The organism is Cupriavidus sp. GW821-FHT02F09 (assembly GCF_059421605.1).
In genome coordinates this window covers 160155-184028 of sequence record NZ_JBWKVH010000003.1, presented here as the reverse complement: position 1 = coordinate 184028, position 23874 = coordinate 160155, and the positions used below count along the sequence as shown (strand labels likewise).

Here is a 23874-nt window from a genome sequence, read left to right as displayed (position 1 = left end):
CCATGGGCCGCAGATCGCATGCGCGGGCGTTGTCGGTATGGGCCAATGGCGAGCGGGTAGGGACGTGGCGCATCCCCACGCGGGGCGACATGGAATTGCAGTACGACCCAGGCTGGCTGGCCTCGCCCGCCGGACGCCCGCTTTCCCTGTCGCTTCCCTTCGGCGTCGATACCTCCCCGCTCAAGGGCGACCGGGTGCGCAACTACTTCGACAACCTGCTACCCGACAGCGATGCCATCCGCAAGCGCCTGGCCACGCGTTTCAAGGCGGCAACCACGGAAGCCTTCGACCTGCTGGAAGCCATCGGCCGCGATTGCGTCGGCGCCGTGCAATTGCTCGGTGAGAACGAACAGCCGGTGGGCCATGACCGCATCGACGGTACGCCGCAGTCCGACTCCGATATTGAAAAGCTGCTGCGGCAGACGGTCAGCCCCACCGGCATGGGCGCGCAGGACAATGACGATGATTTCCGCATCTCCCTGGCCGGCGCGCAGGAAAAGACCGCGCTGCTGTGGCATGGCAACCAGTGGATGAAGCCCCACGGCGCCACGCCCACCACGCACATCCTCAAGCTGCCGCTTGGACTGGTGGGCAACAAGCGGGCCGACCTCAGTACCTCGGTCGAGAACGAGTGGCTCTGCCTGACCATCCTCGCCGCTTATGGCCTGCCGGTGGCGCATAGCGAAATCAAGACCTTCGCCAGCCAGAAGGTCCTGAGCGTGCAGCGCTTCGACCGGCAGATGCATTCCTCGGGAGGCTGGATCCTGCGCCTGCCGCAGGAGGATTTCTGCCAGGCGCTTGGCGTCGCCCCGCACCTGAAGTACGAGGCGGATGGCGGCCCTGGCATGCGCGACATCGCCCAGATCCTGCGGCAATCGACCCATGCCGACGAAGACCTGGAGATCTTCCTCACCACGCAGATCCTGTTCTGGATGCTGGCGGCGCCTGACGGGCATGCCAAGAATTTCAGCATCCGCCTGCTGCCTGGCGGGCGCTACCGGATGACGCCGCTCTATGACGTGATGTCGATCTGGCCGGTGGTTGGCTTTGGGGCAAACCAGTGGTCATGGCACAAGGCCAAGCTGGCCATGGCGGTGGCCGGCAAGAACCGGCACTACCTGTTCAAGGACGTGCAGCGCCGGCATTTCAACGCCATGGCGCCCAAGTGCTTCCACGGCCCGGATGCCGAAGGCATCGTTCAGCGGCTCATTGCGCAGACGCCGGCTGTCATTGCCACGGTCAGCGCCGCCTTGCCGGGGGGCTTCCCGCAAAAGGTGGCGCACAGCATCCTGCAAGGGCTGGAGGCATCCGCCCGGCAGCTCGATCGCATGCCGCCTGGCTAAGAGGTTGGTTGGGGTTTGGCGGGGCCAACCACTTTGCGCAAGACGAAGCGCACGGCGCAGCCTATGGTCGAGGGATGCCAGCTTGCATGCTGCACGCCACCCCCGACCCGAAAGCCCACTGACAGCCCCACTGACAGGACCCACGATGAGCCTCCTGACCCTGCCGCCCCTTGCGCACTATTTCACCGCCGAGCACGAGCAGTTCCGCAGCACGCTGCGCGACTTCGTCGCCCGCGAGATCACGCCCTACGTGAACGACTGGGACGAAGCCGGGACCTTTCCCCGCTCGCTGTACCGCCGCGCCGCGGAAGTCGGCCTGCTCGGGCTGGGTTACCCGGAACACTTCGGCGGCACGCCCGGCGACATCTTCTATCACCTGATCCAGGCCGAAGAGTTTGCCCGCTGCGGCTCCGGCGGCGTCAACGCGTCGCTGCACTCCCATTCCATCGGCGTGCCGCCCATCGTCGCGGCCGGCAGCCAGGCGCTGCAGGAACGCGTGCTGCCCGCGGTCATTGCTGGCGACAAGATCGCCGCCCTGGCCATTACCGAGCCCGGCGGCGGCTCCGACGTGGCCAGCCTGAAAACCACCGCCGTGCGCGACGGCGACCACTACATCGTCAACGGCGAGAAGACCTTCATCACCTCCGGCATGCGCGCCGACTTCATCACCACCGCGGTGCGCACCGATCCCGTCAACAAGGGCGCGGGCGGCATCTCCCTGCTCCTGATCGAAGGCAACACGCCCGGCCTGACCCGCACTGAACTCAAGAAAATGGGCTGGCTCGCCTCCGACACTGCTCACCTGCACTTCGACAACTGCCGGATCCCGGCCGCCAACCTGATCGGCGAGGAGAACCGCGGCTTCCAGATCATCATGCGCAACTTCAACGCCGAGCGGCTGGGGATGAGCGCCAGCGCCTATGGCTACGCCGAAGCCTGCCTGCAGGAAGCACTCGACTGGGCGCGCCAGCGCAGCACCTTCGGCCACCCGCTGGTGGAGCGCCAGGTGATCCGCCACAAGCTGGTCGACATGGCCCTGCGCATCGAAGCCGCCCGCAACCTCGTCTACGACCTGGCTTACCGCGTGCAGCACCAGGCCGGCGACCCGGCGCAGCTGGTGGCGCGCACCTGCATGGCCAAGATCCAGGCCACCCAGGCCATGCAGTTCTGCGCCGACCAGGCCGTGCAGATCCTGGGCGGCATGGGTTTCATGCGCGGCACCCTGAGCGAGCGGGTGTACCGCGAGGTCAAGGTCATGATGATCGGCGGCGGGTCGGAGGAAATCATGAAAGACCTGGCCGCGCGGCAGTTGGGGTTTTGAAGGGAGGCGGAGAGGTGGCTGGAATAGCAGTTAACGTATTCGATTATGCTTTTTAAGAAGCAAAACCAACCGTCACCAAGCTAACGTATTAGATCGAGTCTCATATCTGGAATTTTGCTAGATAGCACTCTATACTGTCTTTGTACTGATACGTTATCAACACGACGAAAGGCGCAATGCAGCACCTTATTACCGCAACCGCAAGCCTTGGCCAGCTCGCCCGCGCTGCGCGCATGACCCAGAAGCTCACACGCGACGAACTGGCCCGCGCCACGGGACTCTCGCCAGCCTTTATCTCTGCGGTTGAACGTGGCAAGGAGACCGCGCAAATCGGCAAGGTGCTGCTCCTGCTACAGGAGCTCGGCGTGACGCTGTTCGGCGAGGCTTCCGGCGTCCAGCAACTGATGGCGGACAAAGACGGGCTCGCCAACCGGCGAGTGCGTAAATGAGCGAAGAAGAGCGCACGCTCATCGCCTTTGCCAACGGCGTAAAAATCGGTGAAGTGGCGGACAACAACGGGGTTTGGACGTTTGCCTATGACGCGGGCTGGCTGAATCACCCCGGGCGCTTCGCCCTGAGCCCTAGTCTTCCGCTAGGGCCGGCACTTCAGGTCGATACCAGTTCCGACCGTCCCGTGCAGTACTTCTTCGACAACCTCTTGCCGGAAGAGGGCCAACGCGCCGTGCTGGCCAGCACGGCAAGGCTCGATATCGAAGACGCATGGGGCATGCTGGCGTACTACGGCGCGGAATCGGCCGGGGCCATCACGCTTCTGGCGCCGGGCCAGCAGGAACCCGGCGCAGGCCGGGTGCCGCTATCGTTCGAAGAACTGCACCGCCGTATCGCGGACCTGCCGGGGCGCCCGCTTGACGCGAAGGCGCCCAAGCACATGTCGGTGGGTGGCGCGCAGCACAAGCTGGCGGCAATCCTGGAGGGCAGGCAAGGAGAGCAGCGATTGCTGGAACCAATCGGCGCAGAGCCTTCCACCCATATCCTGAAGCCGGAAGCACGCTCTACCGCATGGCCACATACTGCCATCAATGAGTTCTTCTGCATGCGGCTGGCTGCGCGCGTGGGTCTGCCGGTGCCAGCCACGGCGTTCCTGCGCGTGCCTGCGCCGGTCTTCGCTATTTCCCGTTTCGATCGTGAATCGCTGCAAGGCCAGGTGCGGCGCCGGCATGTCATTGACGGCATGCAGCTGCGCGGCAAGAGCCGGACACTAAAATACACGCAAGCCTCGACGCAGACCCTGAGAGCGATGATCGAGCTGACACGCACCCGCGCCGCCTCGCGCCTGGCGATTTACCGCTGGATTGTGTTCAACGTGCTGGTTGGCAACGGCGACGCGCATATGAAAAACCTGTCGTTCTTCGCGGATCCCGACGGCTACAGCCTTGCCCCGTTCTACGATATCGTCAGCACCGTGGTGTACGACACCAAGAACTTTCGCGACACCGCGCCGTACTGGCCGGACTCCGAATTGTCCATGCCGATCGGGGCCGCCAGGCATTTCGGCGACCTCCAGCGCACCGACCTGATTCAAGCGGGGCAGGAACTTGGCTTGAGTCCAACGGCGGCGGCCTATGAGCTCGATGCAATGATGGCTGCCGTAGCGCAGGCCACGAATGAGGTCCGAGCGCAAGTCGAAGCTGAGGCCACGCCGGATGGTGGCGAGGCCCGGCTGCTCAATGCCATCCTGGCCATGCCACTCAAGGAGATGTCCGATCGGCTCAGACGGCCAGTTCGAAGTCCGGCAGCATAGCTGCCTGCACAAGAGGGCATTCGTCCAGGGAAGCGCCTCAGCCTTCCTGCGACGCGGATCGGCCCCGCCGCGCCGCCTTATAATCCGACCGGAGAATCCACCGCTGGCGCTGCCGGCGGGCGTGTCCTGGAACCGGCCGAATGCCTTCGTACCCCCTTGTCCTCTGCCTCACCTTTGCGGTCGTCGGAAGTCTGACGGTTGCCGTCGCAACCTGGACGCGGCGGGACGATCCCATCGTCAAGGCCTTCCTGGCGCTGGCCCTGGGGAGCGCGCTATGGAGCGGTGGCCGCCTGCTCGAGTTGAACTCCGTCGACCTGGAAACCCGCATCCTGTGGGCCAAGGTGCAATATGTCGGCATTGTCGCCGTGCCCATCGGCTGGCTCTGCGCCATCGTCCAGCTCAGCCGGCCAAGATTCGTCATCCCTTGGTCGCTGCTCTCGCTGCCCATCGTCATCAATATCGTGACGCTGGCCCTGGTCTTTACCAACGAACGGCATCACCTGATCTGGACGTCGATCCAGCTGGTGCCGGGGGGCGCGCCACCGGGCGCCGTCTTCGGCCATGGCCCGGGATACGCCGCGGCGGCTGCCTACACCTACCTGCTGTTGCTGATCAGCGTTTACTTCCTGCTGACGGCCCGGGTGCCAAGCAGCAGCCTGACCCGCGGGGGAAGGGCGGTGCTTGCGGGCGGCCTGGCGTTGCCGCTGGTGGCCAATATCGCGTACTTGCGCGGATGGACGGGGCCGCTAGGCGGCGACCTGACCCCCGCCACCTTCGCGGTGACGGCGGTGCTGGTGTGGGTATGCGCGCTGCGCAGGCACCTGGATGACGTTGGCCACTACGCCAGGCTCAGGGTCTTCGATGCCTTGCAAGAAGGCTGCGTGATCGTGAATGCCAACGACATCATCGTCGACTTCAACCCTGCCGCGCGGCGCCTGCTGGTGGAGGTGGAGCGGGGCAGCGCGTTTCCGCCGGCCTGGCGGGACGCGATCGCTGCCAGCCGCAGCGGCGCGCCTGGCAGCGGCGGCTCGCACCTGATTTCGGAGGAGCGTGTCGACTACGAGCTCACCGTGGATTCGGTGCGCAACCTGAACCGGCAGCCGGTCGGAATCATTGTGTTCCTGCGCGATGTCACGCGCTTTCGCTCGCGTGAGCACGCGTTGACGGTGGAAAACTCCAGCCTGGCGGTGCGGCTCGGCGAGACCGAGGAAAAGCTCTCACGCATCGAGGCGGACCTGTATCGCGATGCGCTCACCGGCGCGCGCAACCGGCGCTACTTCCAGCGCGAGGCCGCCGCCGCGATAGCCGACGCGTTTGAGCGCGGCATTCCCGTCGGCCTGCTGATCATCGACGTCGATTACTTCAAGCAGTACAACGATCTCCACGGCCATGTGCATGGCGACGAATGCCTGCGCCGCGTTGCCGCCGCCATCGGCGAAGCCATGCGCAACGGCCCCGGCGACTTCTGCGCCCGCGTTGGCGGCGAAGAGTTCGCCATCGTGCTGCCAGCGATCACGCCAGCCAATACACGGGAAGTTGGCCTGCGCCTGCTTAATGCCGTGCGCTCGCTGGCGCTGCCGCATGGCGGCTGGCCAGAACACCCTTGCGTCACCATCAGCGTTGGCGCGGTTTGCGAAATCCCGGCGTCGCCATCGCTGGAATTCCTGCTCGAAAAGGCCGACGCTGCCATGTACGAGGCCAAGCGCAACGGCCGTGACCGCTTCATGATGCACGACCCGGTGGCGTCGCCTGTGTACCCGGGCTGAACGTCTTTCATGGATTGGCCTGACCGGCCATCCTCTCAGGAGTACCCCGCTCATGTCATTCGGCGAATCCGCAGCCATCTACAGCCAGGCACGCCAGTCCTACAGCACGGCTGTGATGGACAAGGTCGCAGATATTCTGGCGGCGGCACAGACGCAAGCCATCCTCGACATCGGATGCGGCACGGGCATCGCCACCCGGCAACTGACCGCGTGCGGTTTTCGCCCGGTCGGGATCGACGTTGACCCCGACATGATCGACGAGGCGCGCCGGCTGGGGCAGGCGGGCGCGTACCACGTAATGGGCGCCGATCGCCTGGATTTTGCCGACGCGGCATTCAGCGGGGCTACCGCCTTCGGCGCGTTCCACTGGTTCTCGGACGATGCATCAGTGCGCAACATCCGCCGCGTATTGATGCCAGGCGCGGCCTTCGTCGTCGTCAACAAGAACGATGCGGGCGATTTCCGCGAGGCCATCGTTGACATCGTCGGCCGCCACGTGGCCCTGAGCCAGGCGCGGCCCAAAGCCGAATACCAGCCTGCCGGGACGCTAGCCGCCGGCGGCTTTCACGCGGTCCGCGAAGACCGGATCCAAACGATGGAGTCGCTTTCCATCGAGCATGCGGTTGCGCACGCGCGGTCGATGCGCTTGTGGGAAGAGGTGCCGACATCGCTCCACGCAGCCATTGAGGCTGAGCTGCGTGACTACGTGGGACGTCATCTTGACGCATCCGGCATGTTGCCGCGGCCGCTTGTCGTGACGGTAGTTTCGGGATGCCGGTAGCGGCCGGGCGGGCGACCATACTGGCCCCAAGCAGGCCCGCCGAGACCGGATCTCAATTCCACTGCGTGGAAATGCAGGGCTGTATTCGACCGTATTTGCGCTTAATCTGGGTTCATCGATAAACGACGGGCAGGGCAAAGCATGGCGCCTGTCCCGTCAAGAAACCCAGACGGAGACGCAAGTGCCTAATTCATTCCCCCTTTTCAACAGGGCGCTGGCCGCGTTGGCCATTGCGCTTGCCGCCACGGGCGCGCTGGCGCCAGCCGCGAACGCCGCAGCCTTCCCGGAAAAGCCCATTCGCCTCGTCGTACCCTTCGCCCCAGGCGGTGGCACCGACCTGATCGCCAGGACCATGGGCGTGACGATGTCGCAGGATCTCGGCCAGCCGGTGATCATCGACAACAAGCCGGGTGGCGGTACCATCATCGGCTCCGACACGGTGGCCAAGAGCGCGCCGGATGGCTACACCATGGTAATGGCCACGTTTGCGCACGCAGTCAACCCGAGCATCCACGCCAAGCTGCCCTATGCCACCGACAAGGCATTTGCGCCGGTGATGCTGGTGGGCCAGTCACCCAACGTGCTGGTGGTTCGCCCGGACAGCCCCTACAAGACGGTGCAGGACCTGATCGCTGCCGCCAAGGCCAAGCCAGGGAAAATCTCGTTTGCATCGCAGGGCCCTGGCACCTCCGCGCACCTCGCGGGTGAACTATTCAAGTCACTGGCCAAAGTCGACCTCAATCACATTCCCTACCGAGGCGCCGGCCCAGCCATTACAGACTTGCTGGGCGGCCAGGTGGATGTGATGTTCGCCACGGCCTCCGCAGTCGGGTCGTTGCTTGAGAACGGCAAGCTGCGCGCGATCGCGGTGACCACGGCCAAGCGCTCGACAAGCCCTGTCCTGGCGAAGGTGCCCACCATCGCGGAAAGCGGCGTGCCCGGCTACGTGGCCGAAAGCTGGTACGGGCTCTTCGTCCCGGCAGGCACGCCCGCCGCGGTGATTGCCCGCCTGAACGCCGCCGCCAGGAAGGCGGTGCAGACCGAGGCGTTCCGCAAGCGTGCCGAAACCGAGGGCCTGGAAGTCAGCGCGGGAACGCCCGAGGAATTTGGCCGCTATGTGCGCGCCGAGGAGGTTCGCTGGAGCCGGGTGGTCAAGCAAGCCAACATCACCGCAGAGTAATCCGGCAGCCCTCGATTGCGCATCGGCGCGCAATACACAGAACACCAAGCACCAAGCACCAAGCGCGAAGCACAAAACACAAGGTAGAGAGACCCACCATGAACACCACTTCACTGATCACGCTCGACATCGACGCCGGGATCGCCACCCTGACGCTGAACCGCCCTGAAAAGCGCAACGCCATGACCGACGATATGCGCACCGAGCTGATCGCCGCCCTAGAGCATGTCACGCAGGACAAGACCATTCGGGCGCTGGTGCTCACCGGCAACGGTAAAGGCTTCTGCGCAGGTGGCGATGTGGCCGGCATGCAGCGGCGCATGGATGCGCCGGCGGGCGAGGTTGCGTTCAACGGCTGGTCGCGCCAGCAACGGGTGCACCATACCGTGGCGCTGCTGCACAACATGCCCAAGCCCACCATTGCCGCGGTCAATGGCGCCGCCGCCGGGCTGGGTGCCGATATGGCCATGAGCTGCGATTTTGTGGTGGCCTCGGAAAGCGCCAGTTTCGCCTGGTCGTACATCCATCGTGGCCTGATCCCGGACGGCGGCGGCATGTACTTCCTGCCGCGCCGCACCGGGCTGTCCAAGGCCAAGGAACTGATCTTCAGCGGGCGCAAGGTCGATGCCGCAGAGGCCCTCCAGCTGGGCATCGCGGATCGCGTGAGCGAGCCGGAAGCGCTGTTGCCCAGTGCCAGGGCCTGGGCGGCGGAACTGAGCCAGGGCTCCGCGACTGCCCTGGCGCTGGGCAAGTCCATCCTGAACCAGGCCTTCGAGTTGCCGGCCGAGCAGGTATTCGCACAAGGCAGCCAGGCACAGGGCATCTGCTACACCAGCGCCGAGCATCGGGAATCCGTGCTGGCATTCCTGGCCAAGATGGCTGGAAAGGAACAGGCCTGACACCATGGACGCAGATAACGCAGAAAACGCACTCTCCGCCATCGCCCGCCTGGTCAAGCCGCGCAGCGTCGCCATCATCGGCGCTTCCGCCGATGCGGCCAAGACCGCCGGGCGCCCGGTCGCCTACCTGAAAAAACACGGCTTCGCCGGCGCCATCTACCCGGTCAACCCGAAGGTGGGCGAGATTGACGGCATCCGCTGCTATGCGGATATCGACACGTTGCCGGAAGTGCCGGATGTGGGCATCGTCCTGCTAGGCGCGCAGCGCGCCCACCTGGCCGTGCGCGAACTGGCCGCGCTCGGCACCGGCGCCGCCATCGTGCTGGCCAGCGGCTACTCGGAGACGGGCGCCGAAGGCGCGCGCCGCCAGGCGGAGCTGATCGAGGCAGCCGGCGCCATGCGCCTGCTCGGCCCCAACACCATCGGCCTGGTCAACCTCACCGACAATATCCCGCTCTCCGCCAGCGGGGCGCTGGAGATGGATCATTTCCCCGTCGGCAACATCGGCGTGGTCTCGCAGAGCGGCGGCATTCTTGGCGCTTTGCTCTCGCGCGCCGCCGCGCGCGGCATCGGGCTTTCCAAGCTGGTTTCCACCAGCAATGAAGTGGACCTCGACCTGGCGGATTTCGTCGACTACCTGGCGGATGATGAGGCCACCCGCGTGATTGCGCTGTATGTGGAAAGCGTGCGCCATCCCGACCGATTCCGTGCCGCCGCGCTGAAAGCGGCCAGGGCAGGCAAGCCGGTGGTCGCGTTCAAGATCGGCCGCTCCGAGGCGGGGGCACGCGCCGCGGTGTCGCACACGGGCGCGCTGGCCGGCGCGGACCGGATGTACGACGCGCTGTTCCGGCAAGCCGGCGTGATCCGCGCGCAAACTTTCGCGGACCTGCTCGACATGCCCGCCGCGCTCGCCACCGGCAGGGCGCTGCGCGGCAACCGGGTTGCCATCCTGACCTCGACTGGCGGCGCCGGCACGCTGGTTTCGGACAGCCTCGGGTTGTCCGGCTTCGAGACGCCCGCGCCGGATGAAGCCACCGCGCAACGGCTGCGCTCGCTGCAGCAGGGCGATCACGCGGCACTGGATCGCAACCCCATCGATGTCACCCTGGCAGGCCTGCAGCCGGACCTGCTGCGCGGCGCAATCCGGGCGCTGCTGGATAGCCCGAGCTATGACGCCGTTGCCATCATCGTCGGGTCGTCCGGCCTGGCCATGCCAGACCTGATGGCAGGCGCGATCCAGGATTGCCTGCCCACCAGCGACAAGCCGGTGGTGGCCTTCGTCAGCCCGCATGCGCCGCAGGTGGCCAGCCTGCTGACCGCGCGCGGCGTGCCAGCATTCAGCGCGCCCGAGAGCTGTACGGCCGCGCTAAGCGCCATGCTGCGTGCAGGGCAATGGCGCGAGACGCCTGACGTCCCGGCCCCGGCGGCAGCCCGCGTCGCCGGGGAGCTGCCGCGCGGCGCGCTGGATGAGGCAGCGGCAAAGCAGCTCTTCGCGCGCTTTGGCATCCCGTCGGTGCGCGAGCGCATCGTACGCAATGGGCAAGAAGCCAGCGACGCCGCCAAGGCCCTCGGTGCCCGCGTGGTCCTTAAGATCCTCAGCGCCGAGATCACGCACAAGAGCGATGTGGGCGGCGTCGCCGTCAACCTGACGCCGCAAGACATAGCGGCGCGGTTGTCGGCGATGGCCGACGACGTGCGCACGCATACCGGCGTGGTGCCCCAGCGCTTCCTCGTCCAGGAGATGGTCACCGGCGGCGTGGAGATGATCCTTGGCATGCACCGCGACGCGCTCGGCACCGCGATCCTGCTTGGCATGGGCGGCGTGACCGCGGAGCTGTTCAAGGACACCACCATGCGCATGCTGCCGCCGGCCGGCGGGCTGTCGCACACCGAAGCACTTGGCATGATCCAGGAACTGAAAACCTGGCCGCTGCTGGACGGCTTCCGCGGGCGGCCCAAGGCCGACGTTGCGGCGCTGGCCGATGCCATTGTGGCGTTTTCCGGCATGGCGGCAGCGCTGGGCGAGCAGTTGGTGGAGGCAGAGATCAACCCGGTCTTCGTGCTGCCGGCATCGCAAGGCGTGCGGGCGGCAGATGGCGTGGTTGTGCTGGCGGGCTGATGGCAGGGAGCCGGGCAGGGGAGTCTGGCATAGTCATGCCAAATGATGCCAGACTCCTCTCCGATGCTTTAATTCCGGCTGCCGGAAATCAGTCCTCCCCAGGAGCATGACCTTGGATCCCGAACTAGCGTTATCGCGGGCGCGTGGCAGGGCGAGCAGCACGTCGGCCAATCGCTCGCTCGAGCGCGGCATGGAGATACTCCGGGCGTTTCGCGCGGGCTCGGAAGTGCTGGGCAACGGCGACCTGGCCGAACGCACCGGCCTGCCGCGCTCGACCGTCAGCCGGCTCACGCAAAGCCTGGTCGAGGCCGGCTTCCTCCTGTACGACGCCACGCTGCGCGCTTACCGGCTCGGCCCGCCGGTCCTGAGCCTGGCGCACGCCATGCGCACCGGCTCTGCCGTGCTGCAGGCAGCAGCCCCGTTGATGCGCGAGCTCGCGCAAAGCCAGCACATCAACGTTGGGCTGGCCATGGCCGACCGCGACGAGATGGTCTACCTGGAATCCGTCCGCTATAGCCGCAAGGTTTCGCTGCGCAGCGTGGTGACCGGGCAGCGTGTGCCCATGGAGCTGACCTCCCTGGGACGCGCCTACCTGGCCGCGGCCCCCGAGCAGGAAACCAAGGCCTTGCTGGAAGGCTTCGGCAGGCGCCTGCGCGCTAACTGGCCTGCACTTGCACAAGACATCGAGCAAGCCATCGGGCAGGTGCGCAAGCAAGGCTGGTGCATGGCGAGCTGGCAGCCGGAAGTGGTCGCGCTCTCCACGCCACTGGTGTTCAAGCGCTACGCCATCCACGTGCTGAACGTCAGCACCACCACGCAGGCAACGCCGGCCAGCGCCGCACGCATTCTCAAGCCACACCTGATGAAACTTGCCGCGCAGATCCGCAGCGCGATGGGCGACGAGGCCGTGTAACAGGCGGCTCACGCCTTCGGCTTGAGCAAGTGTTCGTCCAAGCTCAAGCGCAGGCGCCCGGCGTCGATGCGCAAGCGCAGGCGATGATATTTCGCGAAGTAACGCACGCCGACGATCGCAGCGGCAAAGCCCGCGCCGGCGCCGATGCCCGCGAACGGAAGGTGCCTCTCACCGGCTACCGCCCTTTTCGAGCAGATCGATGATCTCGCGGGTTGTGCCAGTCTCCCCCAGCCTAGGGAAAATCCGCGCAATGCTGTTCGCGTGCGCGTCCAGGCTCATGTCGGTCATGGCATCGACGGCCAGGGCAACGTTGAACCCAAGCTCATACGCCTGGCGCGCGGTCGACTCCACGCCGATGCTGGTTGCAACGCCGGCAAGCACCACCTGTGTCACACCCAGCTTTCTCAGTTGCGCCTCAAGATCGGTATTGGTGAAGGCTCCCCAGGTCCGCTTTGTCACCGTGTGGTCAGCCGGCTGCCGGTTCAACTCGGGCACCAGATCGTCCCATCCGGCAGGAAGATCGCCAAGCCTGCGTCCCTGTTCGGTACGGCCGGGGGCGCCGCCGGCAACATTGACCAGCACAACTGGCAGGCCGTGGCCACGGAACGCGGTGGCAAGGGTCGCAGACTGCTTCACGACCTCATCGACCGGGTGCACGACGGGAAGCGAGACGATTCCCTGCTGCAGATCGATGACAACGAGAGCGGCTTTCGGATCAAGAACGGTGACTGGCATGGTGTTTTCTCACGGTCGATAGGGACTAAGGTAGGGACTTCGGCGAGTCCGGAGCGGGGCGCTGGCCGGGGCTTTGAAAGGGCCCCGTCACGAGTCGGCCAGCCGTTTGAGCAGGGCGATGCCGGCAGCAAGCTCCTCTTGCTCCGTCGCCGCCAGCTGTGTCCGGATGGCACGGAGCAGCCAGTCTTCGCGCGCTGCCCGGGTCGCCAGGATCATCTCCCTGGCGTCAGCCGTGAGCGACAAGATGGTCCGCCGCCCGTCGACCGGATCCGGCGCACCGCTCACCAGCCGGGCTGATTCCAGGACGGCAACCGTGGCGCCCATGGACTGCGACCGCACACCCTCGGCCCGCGCCAGGGTTGTCACAGTGGCCGGACCGTCGCGCTCCAGGCGGCCAAGAACCGACATCTGCGACCAGGTGAGATCGCCCGGATGCACCTCTTCACGCAGGCGGCGCCTTAGCTGGCCGATCACGATACGTAGATCGGTTGCCAGCGCGGACGCGCCGGCAGCCTGCGGATCATCTTGTTTGTGGTTGGAATGCATCCCCCCAATGTAGCCGATACGAAGGAAAACTACAAAGGTAACCTTCTTATTTTGCTCAGGTCCGTCATGATTGACGGCCGGGAGATCCAAACAGTGGCCCGGCGGCCAACGCTAGGGCCCCGAGCCGGAAATGGCACGCACGTTGCCATCGGCACCGAAGGATGCGGCACCTGGGTGCCACTGTGAGACAGAAGGGCAGGCAACGGCGCGAACGGACGAGTGAGCCGGCGAGGTCATGGTCCACCAGCGTTTCAGTGCCTGCATGCGCGCGAACAGGCCTCAGTAGCTCAGCCGCAGGCCCAGGCGCACAGTACGGCCGGCGCCGGGCATGACCCACACGCTGCTATAAGAGCTGGCGTAGTAGGTCTTGTCGAACAGGTTGTCGACGTTGAGTGTCACGCGTGCCGTCTTGCTGTATTGCCAATAGCCCAGCACGTCGGCCAGCGTGTAGGCGGGCAGCGAGAAGCTGTTCTGCGAGTCGCCGGAGCGCTTGCCGACATAGCGGATGCCCCCGCCCACGCCGTAGCGCTGGCCGATGGGGGCCGCATCCTCGTACACCGCCATCACGCTGCCGCTGGTGCGCGGGATGTTGGCCAGCGGCGTGCCGGCGGCGAGCGTGCTGTCCTGGGTGATTTCGGCGTCGGTATAGGCAAAGTTGCCGGTCACGCGCCAATGCGTGCCGAGCTGCCCGGACGCGTCGAGTTCCACGCCGCGGCTGCGCGCCTCGCCGGCGGCCACCGAGTAGGAGGGATCCAGCGAGTCGGTGGTCAGCACGTTGCGCTTGCGGATCTCGAAGACCGACAGTGTGGCGCCGAGACGGCGGTCGTCGCTGTCGAGCTTCACGCCGGCCTCGACAGCCCGCCCGTGTTCTGGAGAAAACGGGTTGCCGGCGGAATCGGTGCCGGTATTGGGGCGGAACGAGCGGCTGGCGTTGGCGAACAGCGAGACGTTGTTGCTGGCCAGATAGGTGAGGCCGATGCGCGGCGAGACCGCGCTCTGATGCTGGCTGGCACTGGTGCCGGCCAGGCGGTTGTCCAGCGACTGGTTGTAGGCATCGAAACGCACGCCGGCCAGCAGGCGCCAGCGTTCGCCCAGCCGCAGTTGGTCCTGGGCATAGAGGCCGAGATTGGTCTGGCGCTCGTAGGTGTCGGTGTTGGCTGCCACTGTGGGTGGGGTCTGCCCATAGACCGGGTTGTCGATGTCGATGGCATAGGGCGCGCTGGCGCTGGGGTTCTTGCGCAGCTGCACCTGGGTGTTGCCGAAGCGGTAGGCGTCCACGCCGACGAGCAGCTCGTGGCCGATCGCGCCGGTGGTGAACTTGCCGGTCATGTCGGCCTGCAGCGAGACGTCGTCGGACTGGTAGTCGCGATAGCGACGCTGGCGTCTCAGGGTACGTTGGTCTGCGGACAGCGCGCTGGCCTCGGTGGAGTAGCCCACCAGGCTGCCGCCGCGGTAGGCCGCGGCCAGGCGGCCCTTCCAGTCCGGCGAGAACTGATGTTCAACACTCAACTGGTGCGACTGGCTGTCGAGGCGGATGTCGCTATCGTTTGGCTCGCCGAGGAAGCGCGAGCGCGGTACGGCGCCCAACTGCCCGTTGATGGCCACCACGCCGCGGTCCAGCGGGGTGGTGTAGCGCTGGAACTCGGCTGCGTACTGCACGATGGTGTCAGCGCCCAGGGTCCAGGTGAACGACGGCGCCACCAGGTAGCGCTTGCTGTTGACGAAGTCGCGCGTGCTGCCTTCGTGGTCGCCCACGGCGATCAGCCGCCCTGCCACATTGTCGCTGATGGTGCCGGTGACGTCGGCCGACACGCGGTAGCCATCACGGCTGCTGACCTCCATGTCGTAGGTCTGGCTGGGCTTGAACTGTGGCTGCTTGGTGATGACGTTGATGCTGCCGCCGGGTTCGCTGTTGCCGTACAGCGAGGAGGTCGGGCCCTTGAGCACCTCCACGCGTTCGATGGTGGCTGCGTCGCGCGGCGCGGTGAAGCCGCGGTTGGCGGCAAAGCCGTTGACGAGGTAGCCAGCGCCGGTGTTCTCGTTGCCGGTGAAACCGCGTATCGCGTAGTTGTCCCACAGGCCGCCGAAGCTGTTCTGGCGCGACACGCCGCTGGCGTAGTCGAAGGTCTGATCCAGCCGCGTGGCGCCGATATCGTCGAGCAGCTCGCGCGGCAACACACGCACGGATTGCGGCACCTCGCGCAGCGGGGCCTCGGTGCGAGTCGCGCCGGTGGAGGAGGAAGGCGCGTAGGTCTTGTCGGCGGTGCTGACCACCGAGACTTCGGGGAGCGTCGTCGCGGGCGCCTCCTCGGCATCGGCGAGCGGCGCGGTGATCGCCGTGGCGGCGGCCAGTGCGGCGAGAGGACTACGCCGTCGTTGGCCGGCTGGAGTGACAGAAAGTATCGGCATGTTCGGATCAGAGGAAAGCGCTGGCGCTGGGTAGCGCGTTGGGGGCTCGGCGGTGGCGCGGCGCGAGACGGCCAGTCCCAACGGGGGGGCCAACGTGATTGACCCCTTATTGCAACCAAGTTGCATTATAAGGAGCTTCTCCATCCGTTGTGTGGAATTTTCCGGCGCCGCGGCGCCATGCCACAGGGTCGACATGCCGGCAAGCCAGCGTTCCTGTTCGTTCGCCACCGGCATGTCATAAGCCGGAGTTCCGCAGCACCCCAGCGGACTGCCTAAGCGGCGTACTACAGGAACAAGGGCTAAGGGTCCATTCCCCGTGTCTCTTCCAATGAATCCACCGATCAACACCACTAAGCGGTATCCCATGCCATTCAATCACGCTGACTAAGACGCCTTCCATTGCCTCACGTACACTGGTTCTGCTCCGATGCTGGTCGATGCAGCAATCGGCGTCTGTGGCAGCGTCACCATCGGCAGGACACCGGCCCAAATTGGCAAATCCAGGTCTGATTCGTCATCAATCGGCCCGCCAGTTCGAACTTTCGCGGCGGCTTCATCGAGCGCGATGCCTAGAATCGTCGTCGCAGCAAACTCCTTCGCGCTCCCCGGCCGGGCATCCCCCTCACGGCCTGGCGCAATCAGCCTCATGAAAACATCCATCAGTCGGCGCTTTTCCGCCTCGTCATTTACAGCATTAAATCGCCCATAAATAATCGCGGAGCGATAATTCATGGCGCGATTAAATGCAGACTTTGCCAACACGAGTCCGTCCAAGTGGGTAATGGCTACCGCTGCCTCTTTGGCACTGGTTAGTTGGCGAATAAGGCGCCCGCCATTGGAGCCATGGACGTATAGCCTATCGCCATCGCGCCAGCACGCAGTGGGAATGACATGACTGGATTCGCCATCGTAAAAAGAAATATGGCAGACATAAGCTGAATCGATTATCGAATAAAGCGCCGCCTTTTCATAGAGCGCAAGCTCCGGGAGCCGGCGTATGCGGGTGCGGGTGCGGGGAGTGGGGGATGGCATTTTCAACAGTCATTCCTCGTGTATAAACGGTGCGGCAGTATAGGTTTGCATCATCCCGCTGCCTAGATCCAGCCGATCCCCATTATTTAGATTCAGGTCGAGTTCGAGGATACAGGCGAGCGCGCGGACACATACGGTGTCGAACCACTCGGTCATATTGTCATCGAACGCGATAGGATGATGTCGATACTCACATCCAGAGAGCGCCTGAATAGCGATCCGGCGGCCCTTTTCGAGACAATGATTGCTTATTCTGGTGTCGTGTCGAGGATGAGGATAAACTCATCATCAAGGTCGACACGGCGTGGCATCCAGCCTGGATTGGCACCGAGCAGGTTCGGTTCTTCAAAGTAGATCGCGGCGTCCTAGCGATAACAACTGCGTGGCAGATCCATCCATCGTTCCCGAGGCGAATGGCTCGCGGTGTGCTGATGGCACAGAGAAACAATGTCTAGCGCAGGCTCTCGCGCTAAACCCAAACCATGGAGAGATTGATTGATGATCAATGCCCAAAAAGCTCATGCGATACCCATGCCATCCGACAGCATCCTGGCGCCGCTTTATAGGAGCGCGGACCTGCTGGATGCGTATGCGGTTCAGTTGCCGGCGGGGGCCAGCGACGATCTCGAAGTGTTAGCGCGCGCTGGATTCGAGCGGCAGGCGTGGTGGATTCGTGCGCTGACGCGGGTACGGGACACGATTATGGCGACAGTCGGCGTCAAATCGTCTCGTGCGGTCGGTATTGCTGCGGCGGCGCGAGGGCCGGTGATCGGTTTCTTTCCACTGCGGTCGAAGAGTGCGGGGGAACTGGTGATGGGCGAGGACGATCGGCATCTCGACTTCCGGCTCGCGATCCAGCTGCGCACGGGTGCGGCAGGCGGCAGGGAGCTCGTCCTGGTGACCGTAGTGCATTGCCATAACTTGCTGGGACGGACGTACCTCGCGGTAATCACACCGTTCCACCGTGTAATCGCGCGGGCTAGTCTGGAACAGGCGGCAAGCCGTGCTGTCTGAACTGGTCTGCGCTTGCCGACGATCCGGTACCAACAAGGTTAATGGACTACGCTGCATGTCAGTGGGAGAGACCCACCGTGCGGCGATGGGTTGAACTGAACCGTCCCCCTCTTTGAGTGTGCGAAGCCAAACAGGAATTGGCTTTGCGGCGCCGCCCCAATGTTGCCTGCGACTCGACTCTTGTTTCGGCCCGATGTCCGCTCTTCGGAAGGACGAACGTCGGTAGCCGCCCTTGGAGACTGTCCCGTCCCGCGTCCACTACCGGGCGGCAAGGAACCAAACTACGGCATGGGCGTGCCCTTGATCGCCCGCTCCAGGTCCAGCCGGTTGATCAGCCGCTGCCGCTTCACGTGCAGCGGCGGGTTGTGCGGCCGCGGCGGCTCGCCCAGCAACGTGCAAGGCGACGAGCGATCTTCGAACCAGGCGTGATCGCTGCCATCGATCTGGATCAATTCGCCCAAACAGGCGCGCCGATTCCTTGGCTGGTGAACCTTGGGCGGGCACAGCCGGCGCGGCACCCAGAAACCCGCGTCGATCATGAGGCGGCGCACGGTCTCCTTGGCCAGCACGATGCCATGGCGTTCACGCAGCTTCTCGCAGGCCAGGGTTGGACCGAAGTCGGCATAGGTGTCGCGAATCAGCCCGCGGGCCCGCGCTTCCAGCCCAGGAGGCAACTGCCGGTTGCTGTCGTGACCGCGCTTACGCGAACCTAGGCCGCTTGGACCGTCTTCGCGATACCGGATCACCAGGCGTTCCACCTGGCGCGGGGACAGTCCCAGCTTCTCGGCCGCGCGCCAAACCATCAGCCCGTGCTCAACGACGGCCTGAATCACCTTGAACCGGTCCAGTTCACGCATCGACATGGTCACCATCTCGGGCTTCGGCATGGCTGGACTCCGATCCAGGCGGATAGAGCGCCAGCATGCTCGCGTTAGCCTACAGGTACGACATTTCTATTTGGCTCTAGTACGACATTACTATTTAGCCGTAACACCCTATGCGCGCATAATTAGGCTTATGTTAAATCATGAATATTCTAAATCCACGCCTGAGATACTGACCGCCTGAACGTCCATCCTGCCCATCCCTGGCCCCCAAGCAGCGCCGCGCAGCGTCAGCCCGGCGTTGACCATTTTCCTTGTCCCTTGGACAATCGCGAATACTCGCTGCTATATTGCGTGAACCATTCCTGCCCCAGATCCCATGGCACGCTCGCTTGTGCTTGTCGCGTTGGCCGCTTCGCTCTATGGTTGCGCCGGCGCTCCGTCCTTCAGCCTGTTTGGCGCCTATTTTCCGCTTTGGCTCTTGAGCGCCCTGATCGGCATCGTGGGCGCCATCATTTCCTGGCGGCTGTTTATCCTGGCCGGCTGGGCTGATATCGTCGGCTTCCCGCTGCTGGTGAACACGGCAATCGGCCTGATGGTCGCTGAAATCGTCTGGCTATCGGCTACGGGACACATCCTATGAAAATGGCCGGCGTCCGCAAAAGCCCGCTGCGCGGGAAATTGATCACCCTGGCGATCGTTGTTCTGGCCATCCTGCTCTCCATCTATGCTTGGCATCGCACCGTGCGGTTTCCGTCTTCCGACGATGCCGGGCTCGATGCCGACATGGTGCATGTGGCCTCGCCCGTGGGCGGGAGGATCGCGAGGATCCTCGTCAGCGAGAACCAGCACGTGGCCAAGGGCGACGTGCTGTTCGAGATCGATCCTGTGCCATACCGGCTAGCCGTGGCCCAGGCGACTGCCGATCTGGAACTGGCGCAGGCTGCGCTGGGCACGCGCAGACGCACGATTGCCACCGAACACGCCAACGCGGCGATTGCCTCGGAGCAGACCGCGCGTACCGAGCAGAACTACGCGCTGACCGCGCGCACCGTGGAGCGTCTGCGCCCGTTGGCCGCGGATGGCTACGTGCCGAAGCAGCAGCTCGACCAGGCCGAGGTGGCGCAGCGCGACGCGGCGGTATCGCTGAAACAGGCCAATGTGCAGCGTGCCGCGACGGCAAAGGCGGTGGGCACGGAAGACGACGCCACGGCGACCGTGCGAGCGCGCGAGGCGGCTCTGGCCATCGCCCAGCGGGCACTGGACGACACCGTGGTTCGCGCCCCGCATGACGGCCGCGTGAGTGGCCTGACCGTGTTGTCCGGCGAAGTGGTGATTCCCAATCAGTCCCTCTTCCTGCTAGTGCATACCGGCGAATGGTTCGCCGTCGCCAATTTCCGTGAAACCCAGCTTGCCGATATCCGGCTGGGCGATTGCGCCACGGTCTATTCGATGATCGACCGCAGCCATGCCATGCGCGGCAAGGTCGAGGGCATTGGCATTGGCATCACCGATACCGAGCGCCTGAACCTGCCGCGTTCCCTGCCCTATGTCCAGCCGTCGGTGAACTGGGTGCATGTGGCCAGGCGATTCCCGGTACGGATCAAGCTGGAAGAACCGCCGGAAACGCTGGCCCGGGTGGGCGCGAGTGCAACCGTCGAGATCCGGCATGGCGCAGCCTGCCGCTGACAAGTTGCGTCTCGGGCTGGCCGATCTCGGCGCCCTGCTGGCACCGTTTCCGGGCCGCGCATCGGCCACCGCGCGCATTGCCGTGGCTTGCACGCTGACGGTGCTCGTCACCAGCATCTATGGCACGCCGGAGGCGGCCATCTCCGCCTATATCGTCTTTTTCATCAACCGGGCGGATCGCACCACCAGCATCGTGATGAGCGTGGCGGCGCTGGTGCTGGTCAGCATCATCATCGGACTTGTGATGCTGCTGGCCGATTTCAGCGTCGATGACCCACTGCGCCGGGTGGTGTGCATGGCCGTGCTGTCGGCCGCCCTGCTCTTCCTGACCTCAGCCAGCAAGCTGCGCCCGGTGGGCGCCATCATCGCCATGATCATCGGGTTCGGGCTCGACGAACTCGGCCTGGTGCCCGGCGGCGAGATCGCCACGCGCGCCCTGCTCTATGCCTGGCTGATGGTGGCAATTCCGATCGGCGTGAACGTGGTGGTCAACCTGGTGCTGGGGGCGGCGCCGCGCCGGCTGGCCTGCGACCGGCTGGCCCATTGCCTGCGCGTGGCGGCGGCCTGCCTGCGCGATCCGCCACCGGACGGCGCCGCGCTGCACGCAGCCTTGCACGCCGGCGTTCAGCCGGTGGCGGGCTGGCTGAAGCTGGCAAGGATCGAAGGCTCGGCCAAGGCCAGCGACGTAGCCGCGCTACGTCATGCCGCGGCGTCAACCATGGCGATCCTGCTGGCGGTCGATGTCGCCTGCCGGCAGCCGGGCGCACCCCTGCCCGCCCCGGTTGCCGATCCGATCGCCGACACGCTTGACGCGATGGCGCGCATGCTCGATGCGGGCGGCTATCCCGTGGAGATCGGGCTGAGCCCACCGGACTCCAGCCAGCTTGCGCCGGCGCAGGCGGCGGTTGCCAGGGAACTGCACTCGGCCATCAACGGCTTTGCCGAGCCCCCTGAAGCGGACACGGCGACGGACACAGCGACAGCCCCGACGCCCGCAACCCGCCGTGGCGGCTTCCTCGACGCAGATGCCTTTAGCAATCGCGACCACATCCACTACGCGCTCAAGACCACCGGAGCGGCCATGTTCTGCTACCTGCTCTATCAGCAGCTCAACTGGCCAGGCATTCATACCTGCTTCATCACGTGTTATCTCGTGTCGCTCGGGACCGCCGCGGAGACCGTGGAGAAGCTCGCGCTGCGGCTGGCCGGCTGCCTGGCCGGCGCGGTCATCGGCACGGCCGCCCTCGTCTATGTCGTGCCTTCGCTGTCGTCGGTGGGCGCACTCATGTTGCTCGTCTTCGCGGGCTCGTGGATATCGGCCTGGGTTGCGCAAGGCTCTGCGCGCATCGCCTACGCTGGCTTCCAGATCGCGTTCGCGTTCTACCTGTGTGTCATCCAGGGCGCAGGCCCAGGCTTTGACCTGACCATCGCGCGTGACCGGGTCATCGGCATCATGCTTGGCAACCTGATGGTCTACCTGGTCTTCACGCGCATCTGGCCGGTCAGCATTGCCGCGCGCATCGAAGCGGCGCTGGGCCGGCTGGTCGAGCAATGGCAGCAACTGGCGCATGCCAGGCGGCCCGACGACCGGCGCGGGCATGCCACGGCCGCGCTGGCCTTGCAGGGCGATATTGCGCAGGACCTGATCCTCGCGCACTACGAGCCTGCGCCCGTGGGCCCGGCACCCGAGTGGGTCGAAGACCGCCAGCGGCGCCTGCGCTCGCTCGACGCGATTGCCGGTCCGGCGTTCCTGTTCGCCGAGCGGTTCCCGGGCGACCCTGACCTCGTGCAGCGGCTTCGCACGCTGCGGGCGCACGATACGGCGCCGCAGCCAGTGCAGCCCACCGATACCACCCACGCCACTGAGGCCACTGACGCCGCCGGTCACGACGGCCCAGCCCGCGACGCCTTGCTGGCTCTCATCGACAAACGCCTGACCGCCTCCGTTGCCGACGCCGCGCAGGCGGCCCACCCTTCCCCAATCCATGCGCAAACGTGATTCGCTGGTGATTCCGCTATCGCTGATTGCCGCGACGCTGGCCGGTTGTGCCACGTCGTCGCTGAATCTCGCGCCTGTGCAAGCCGATCGGCCGTGGCAGCCCGCCACCACGGCATCCGGAGAAATCGTGCCCGGCGCCGCGGCCAGGGCCGCACCCGCGCCAGGGCCTTCCGACTACACGCTACCCGCCAATTCAGCGCTGGCGTCGATCGCACCGCCGCCCGCGCTCGATCCGGCGCACGCTTACTCGCTGCCGGAACTGATCGACATGGCCGAGTCCGCCAACCCGCTGACGCGCATCGCGTGGAACGACGCACGCAATGCGGCGCTGGCCGCAGGCATCGCCAAGGCCAGCTACCTGCCGCACATCTCGGCCGCGGCCATGGGCGGCTACCAGAACGGGCATCTTTCCACCAGCACGCCCCTGGGATCGGCCGGCACCAACACATCCACCCACGGCGCGGTGTCGGTACTGTCGCTGCAATGGCTGCTGTTCGATTTCGGTGAACGTGCGGGGATTGTCGATGCCGCGGAGCAAACTTCGATCGCCGTCAATATTGCGTTCACGGCTGTTCACCAGCGCATCGTGCACGATGTCAGCGTGGCGTTCTACCGCTATCAGGCTGCCCGGTCGCGCGGCGGCACGGTGCAGCAGGCCATGACCAACGCCGATGCCGTGCTCGCGGCCGCCAAAGCCCGCTACCAGCGCGGCATCGGCACGGTCGTGGAGGTGGCGCAGGCCACCCAGAACCGTGCGCAGACCAACCTTGCGATGGTGCAAGCACAGGGCGCCGAGACCGACGCGTATCTGGCCCTGCTCACGGCCATCGGTATCTCGCCGTTGTCCAAACCACGCATCGCCGAAATGCCCGTGCGGCCCTTGTCGCCCGCCTTGCGCGGCTCCATCGAGCAGATCGTGGAAAGCGCGATCGCGCAGCGGCCCGACGTGCTGAGCGCCTACGCGGTCGAGCGTGCCAGCCAGGCCAAGGTCAAGGCGGCCGAGGCGGCGTTCCTGCCCAAGGTGTTCCTGTCCGCGTACACGTCATATGCGTCGGGTGGATCGTCCATCTCGGCGATTCCGCCAATCGGCCAGCAGCCGCCGACGCTGAACCTCAACGGCTATCGCTACGGCGCTAGCGTATTCCTTGGCGTTACCGTGCCCATTTACGACGGCGGGGTGCGCTCGGCGGTGGTCGCGCAGTCGCGCAATGACGTCGACAGCGCATCGGCCCGGCTGACGCGCGCCAAGGAAGAATCGGTACGGCAAGTGGTGGTCAGCCAGAGCGCGCTCGAATCGAGCCTGGCGGCGTACGACGCGGCCAAGGCGCTGGCCGACGCCGCCCAGGTCACCTACAACGCGGCCTTTGCTGCATATAGCAAGGGCGTGGGATCGGTAACCGAAGCCAACCTGGCGCAGACCCAGTTGCTGCTGGCATGGAACGCGTCGACCGACGCGTATAGCGGCGCGCTGGCCGCCGCCGCCACGCTGGCGCTTGCGACCGGGGCGATCGGCTCGATGCGTTGAGCCACCCGAATCCGACT

General features: G+C 65.4%; 19 protein-coding genes and 2 pseudogenes. 16 read left to right on the top strand and 5 right to left on the bottom strand.

Going from position 1 to position 23874, the window contains the following annotated elements; translation table 11 throughout:
- The first annotated feature begins 2 nt into the window (after positions 1–2).
- The 10 genes from AC07XB_RS05330 (at position 3) to AC07XB_RS05285 (ending at position 12084) form a co-directional block, all read left to right on the top strand.
- The gene (locus AC07XB_RS05330) at positions 3–1343 is read left to right on the top strand and encodes a type II toxin-antitoxin system HipA family toxin (RefSeq protein ID WP_492826621.1); all 1341 of its coding nucleotides are present in this window, start codon (positions 3–5) and stop codon (positions 1341–1343) included.
- Between the two features lie 145 nt (positions 1344–1488).
- On the top strand, positions 1489–2664 hold the full coding sequence (locus tag AC07XB_RS05325) for an acyl-CoA dehydrogenase family protein (protein WP_492826623.1): 1176 nt from the start codon (positions 1489–1491) through the stop codon (positions 2662–2664).
- A gap of 176 nt (positions 2665–2840) precedes the next feature.
- A complete protein-coding gene (locus AC07XB_RS05320) occupies positions 2841–3113 on the top strand; it encodes a helix-turn-helix domain-containing protein (RefSeq protein ID WP_183033991.1) in 273 nt (90 codons plus the stop codon).
- On the top strand, positions 3110–4426 hold the full coding sequence (locus tag AC07XB_RS05315) for a HipA domain-containing protein (RefSeq protein ID WP_492826625.1): 1317 nt from the start codon (positions 3110–3112) through the stop codon (positions 4424–4426). Before AC07XB_RS05320 ends, AC07XB_RS05315 begins: the two co-directional genes overlap by 4 nt.
- A 140-nt stretch (positions 4427–4566) precedes the next feature.
- The gene (locus AC07XB_RS05310) at positions 4567–6192 is read left to right on the top strand and encodes a histidine kinase N-terminal 7TM domain-containing protein (protein ID WP_492375580.1); all 1626 of its coding nucleotides are present in this window, start codon (positions 4567–4569) and stop codon (positions 6190–6192) included.
- A gap of 115 nt (positions 6193–6307) precedes the next feature.
- Positions 6308–6973, top strand: a complete 666-nt coding sequence (locus tag AC07XB_RS05305; RefSeq protein WP_492826627.1) for a class I SAM-dependent methyltransferase — start codon at positions 6308–6310, stop codon at positions 6971–6973.
- A 181-nt stretch (positions 6974–7154) separates the two neighbouring features.
- Positions 7155–8153: a tripartite tricarboxylate transporter substrate binding protein gene (locus tag AC07XB_RS05300; protein ID WP_492826629.1), complete on the top strand. Its 999-nt coding sequence runs from the start codon at positions 7155–7157 to the stop codon at positions 8151–8153.
- 98 nt (positions 8154–8251) lie between these two features.
- Complete coding sequence (locus AC07XB_RS05295; RefSeq protein ID WP_267601856.1) at positions 8252–9052, top strand: enoyl-CoA hydratase/isomerase family protein; 801 nt, start codon at positions 8252–8254, stop codon at positions 9050–9052.
- Positions 9053–9056: 4 nt separating this feature from the next.
- Positions 9057–11171: an acetate--CoA ligase family protein gene (locus tag AC07XB_RS05290; RefSeq protein WP_492826631.1), complete on the top strand. Its 2115-nt coding sequence runs from the start codon at positions 9057–9059 to the stop codon at positions 11169–11171.
- A gap of 112 nt (positions 11172–11283) precedes the next feature.
- Positions 11284–12084 (top strand): IclR family transcriptional regulator, encoded by an 801-nt coding sequence (locus AC07XB_RS05285; protein WP_492375584.1) that lies wholly within the window; start codon positions 11284–11286, stop codon positions 12082–12084.
- Between the two features lie 168 nt (positions 12085–12252).
- Here AC07XB_RS05285 and AC07XB_RS05280 read toward each other — a convergent pair whose 3' ends face one another.
- From AC07XB_RS05280 to AC07XB_RS05265, 4 genes are all read right to left on the bottom strand, one after another.
- Positions 12253–12819 (bottom strand): isochorismatase family protein, encoded by a 567-nt coding sequence (locus tag AC07XB_RS05280; protein WP_492826633.1) that lies wholly within the window; start codon positions 12817–12819, stop codon positions 12253–12255.
- An 87-nt stretch (positions 12820–12906) separates the two neighbouring features.
- Positions 12907–13365: a MarR family winged helix-turn-helix transcriptional regulator gene (locus AC07XB_RS05275; RefSeq protein ID WP_492826767.1), complete on the bottom strand. Its 459-nt coding sequence runs from the start codon at positions 13363–13365 to the stop codon at positions 12907–12909.
- Positions 13366–13644: 279 nt separating this feature from the next.
- Positions 13645–15774 carry a TonB-dependent siderophore receptor gene (locus AC07XB_RS05270; protein ID WP_492807463.1) on the bottom strand — a complete coding sequence of 710 codons (2130 nt, stop codon included), beginning with the start codon at positions 15772–15774 and terminating at the stop codon, positions 13645–13647.
- Positions 15775–16158: 384 nt separating this feature from the next.
- A complete protein-coding gene (locus AC07XB_RS05265; RefSeq protein WP_492826635.1) occupies positions 16159–16812 on the bottom strand; it encodes a pyridoxamine 5'-phosphate oxidase family protein in 654 nt (217 codons plus the stop codon).
- Between the two features lie 266 nt (positions 16813–17078).
- On the opposite strand from AC07XB_RS05265, the pseudogene AC07XB_RS05260 reads away from it, so the two are divergent.
- A pseudogene (locus AC07XB_RS05260) lies at positions 17079–17261 on the top strand (lipocalin-like domain-containing protein); the annotation flags it as partial.
- A 43-nt stretch (positions 17262–17304) separates the two neighbouring features.
- Positions 17305–17820 carry a DUF2867 domain-containing protein gene (locus AC07XB_RS05255; protein ID WP_492807496.1) on the top strand — a complete coding sequence of 172 codons (516 nt, stop codon included), beginning with the start codon at positions 17305–17307 and terminating at the stop codon, positions 17818–17820.
- A 386-nt stretch (positions 17821–18206) separates the two neighbouring features.
- On the opposite strand, the pseudogene AC07XB_RS05250 reads toward AC07XB_RS05255, so the two are convergent.
- A pseudogene (locus AC07XB_RS05250) lies at positions 18207–18707 on the bottom strand (helix-turn-helix domain-containing protein); the annotation flags it as partial.
- Between the two features lie 316 nt (positions 18708–19023).
- On the opposite strand from AC07XB_RS05250, the gene AC07XB_RS05245 reads away from it, so the two are divergent.
- The 4 genes from AC07XB_RS05245 to AC07XB_RS05230 are packed head-to-tail and all read left to right on the top strand — an operon-like array spanning position 19024 to position 23857.
- On the top strand, positions 19024–19287 hold the full coding sequence (locus tag AC07XB_RS05245) for a hypothetical protein (RefSeq protein ID WP_492826637.1): 264 nt from the start codon (positions 19024–19026) through the stop codon (positions 19285–19287).
- Positions 19284–20333 carry a multidrug transporter subunit MdtN gene (gene mdtN / locus AC07XB_RS05240; protein ID WP_492826639.1) on the top strand — a complete coding sequence of 350 codons (1050 nt, stop codon included), beginning with the start codon at positions 19284–19286 and terminating at the stop codon, positions 20331–20333. The genes AC07XB_RS05245 and mdtN overlap by 4 nt, the downstream gene beginning before the upstream one ends.
- Positions 20314–22332 (top strand): FUSC family protein, encoded by a 2019-nt coding sequence (locus AC07XB_RS05235; RefSeq protein WP_492826641.1) that lies wholly within the window; start codon positions 20314–20316, stop codon positions 22330–22332. The genes mdtN and AC07XB_RS05235 overlap by 20 nt, the downstream gene beginning before the upstream one ends.
- Entirely contained in the window at positions 22319–23857 is a 1539-nt protein-coding gene (locus AC07XB_RS05230; protein WP_492811991.1) for a TolC family protein, read from the top strand. The genes AC07XB_RS05235 and AC07XB_RS05230 overlap by 14 nt, the downstream gene beginning before the upstream one ends.
- Positions 23858–23874: the final 17 nt, after the last annotated feature.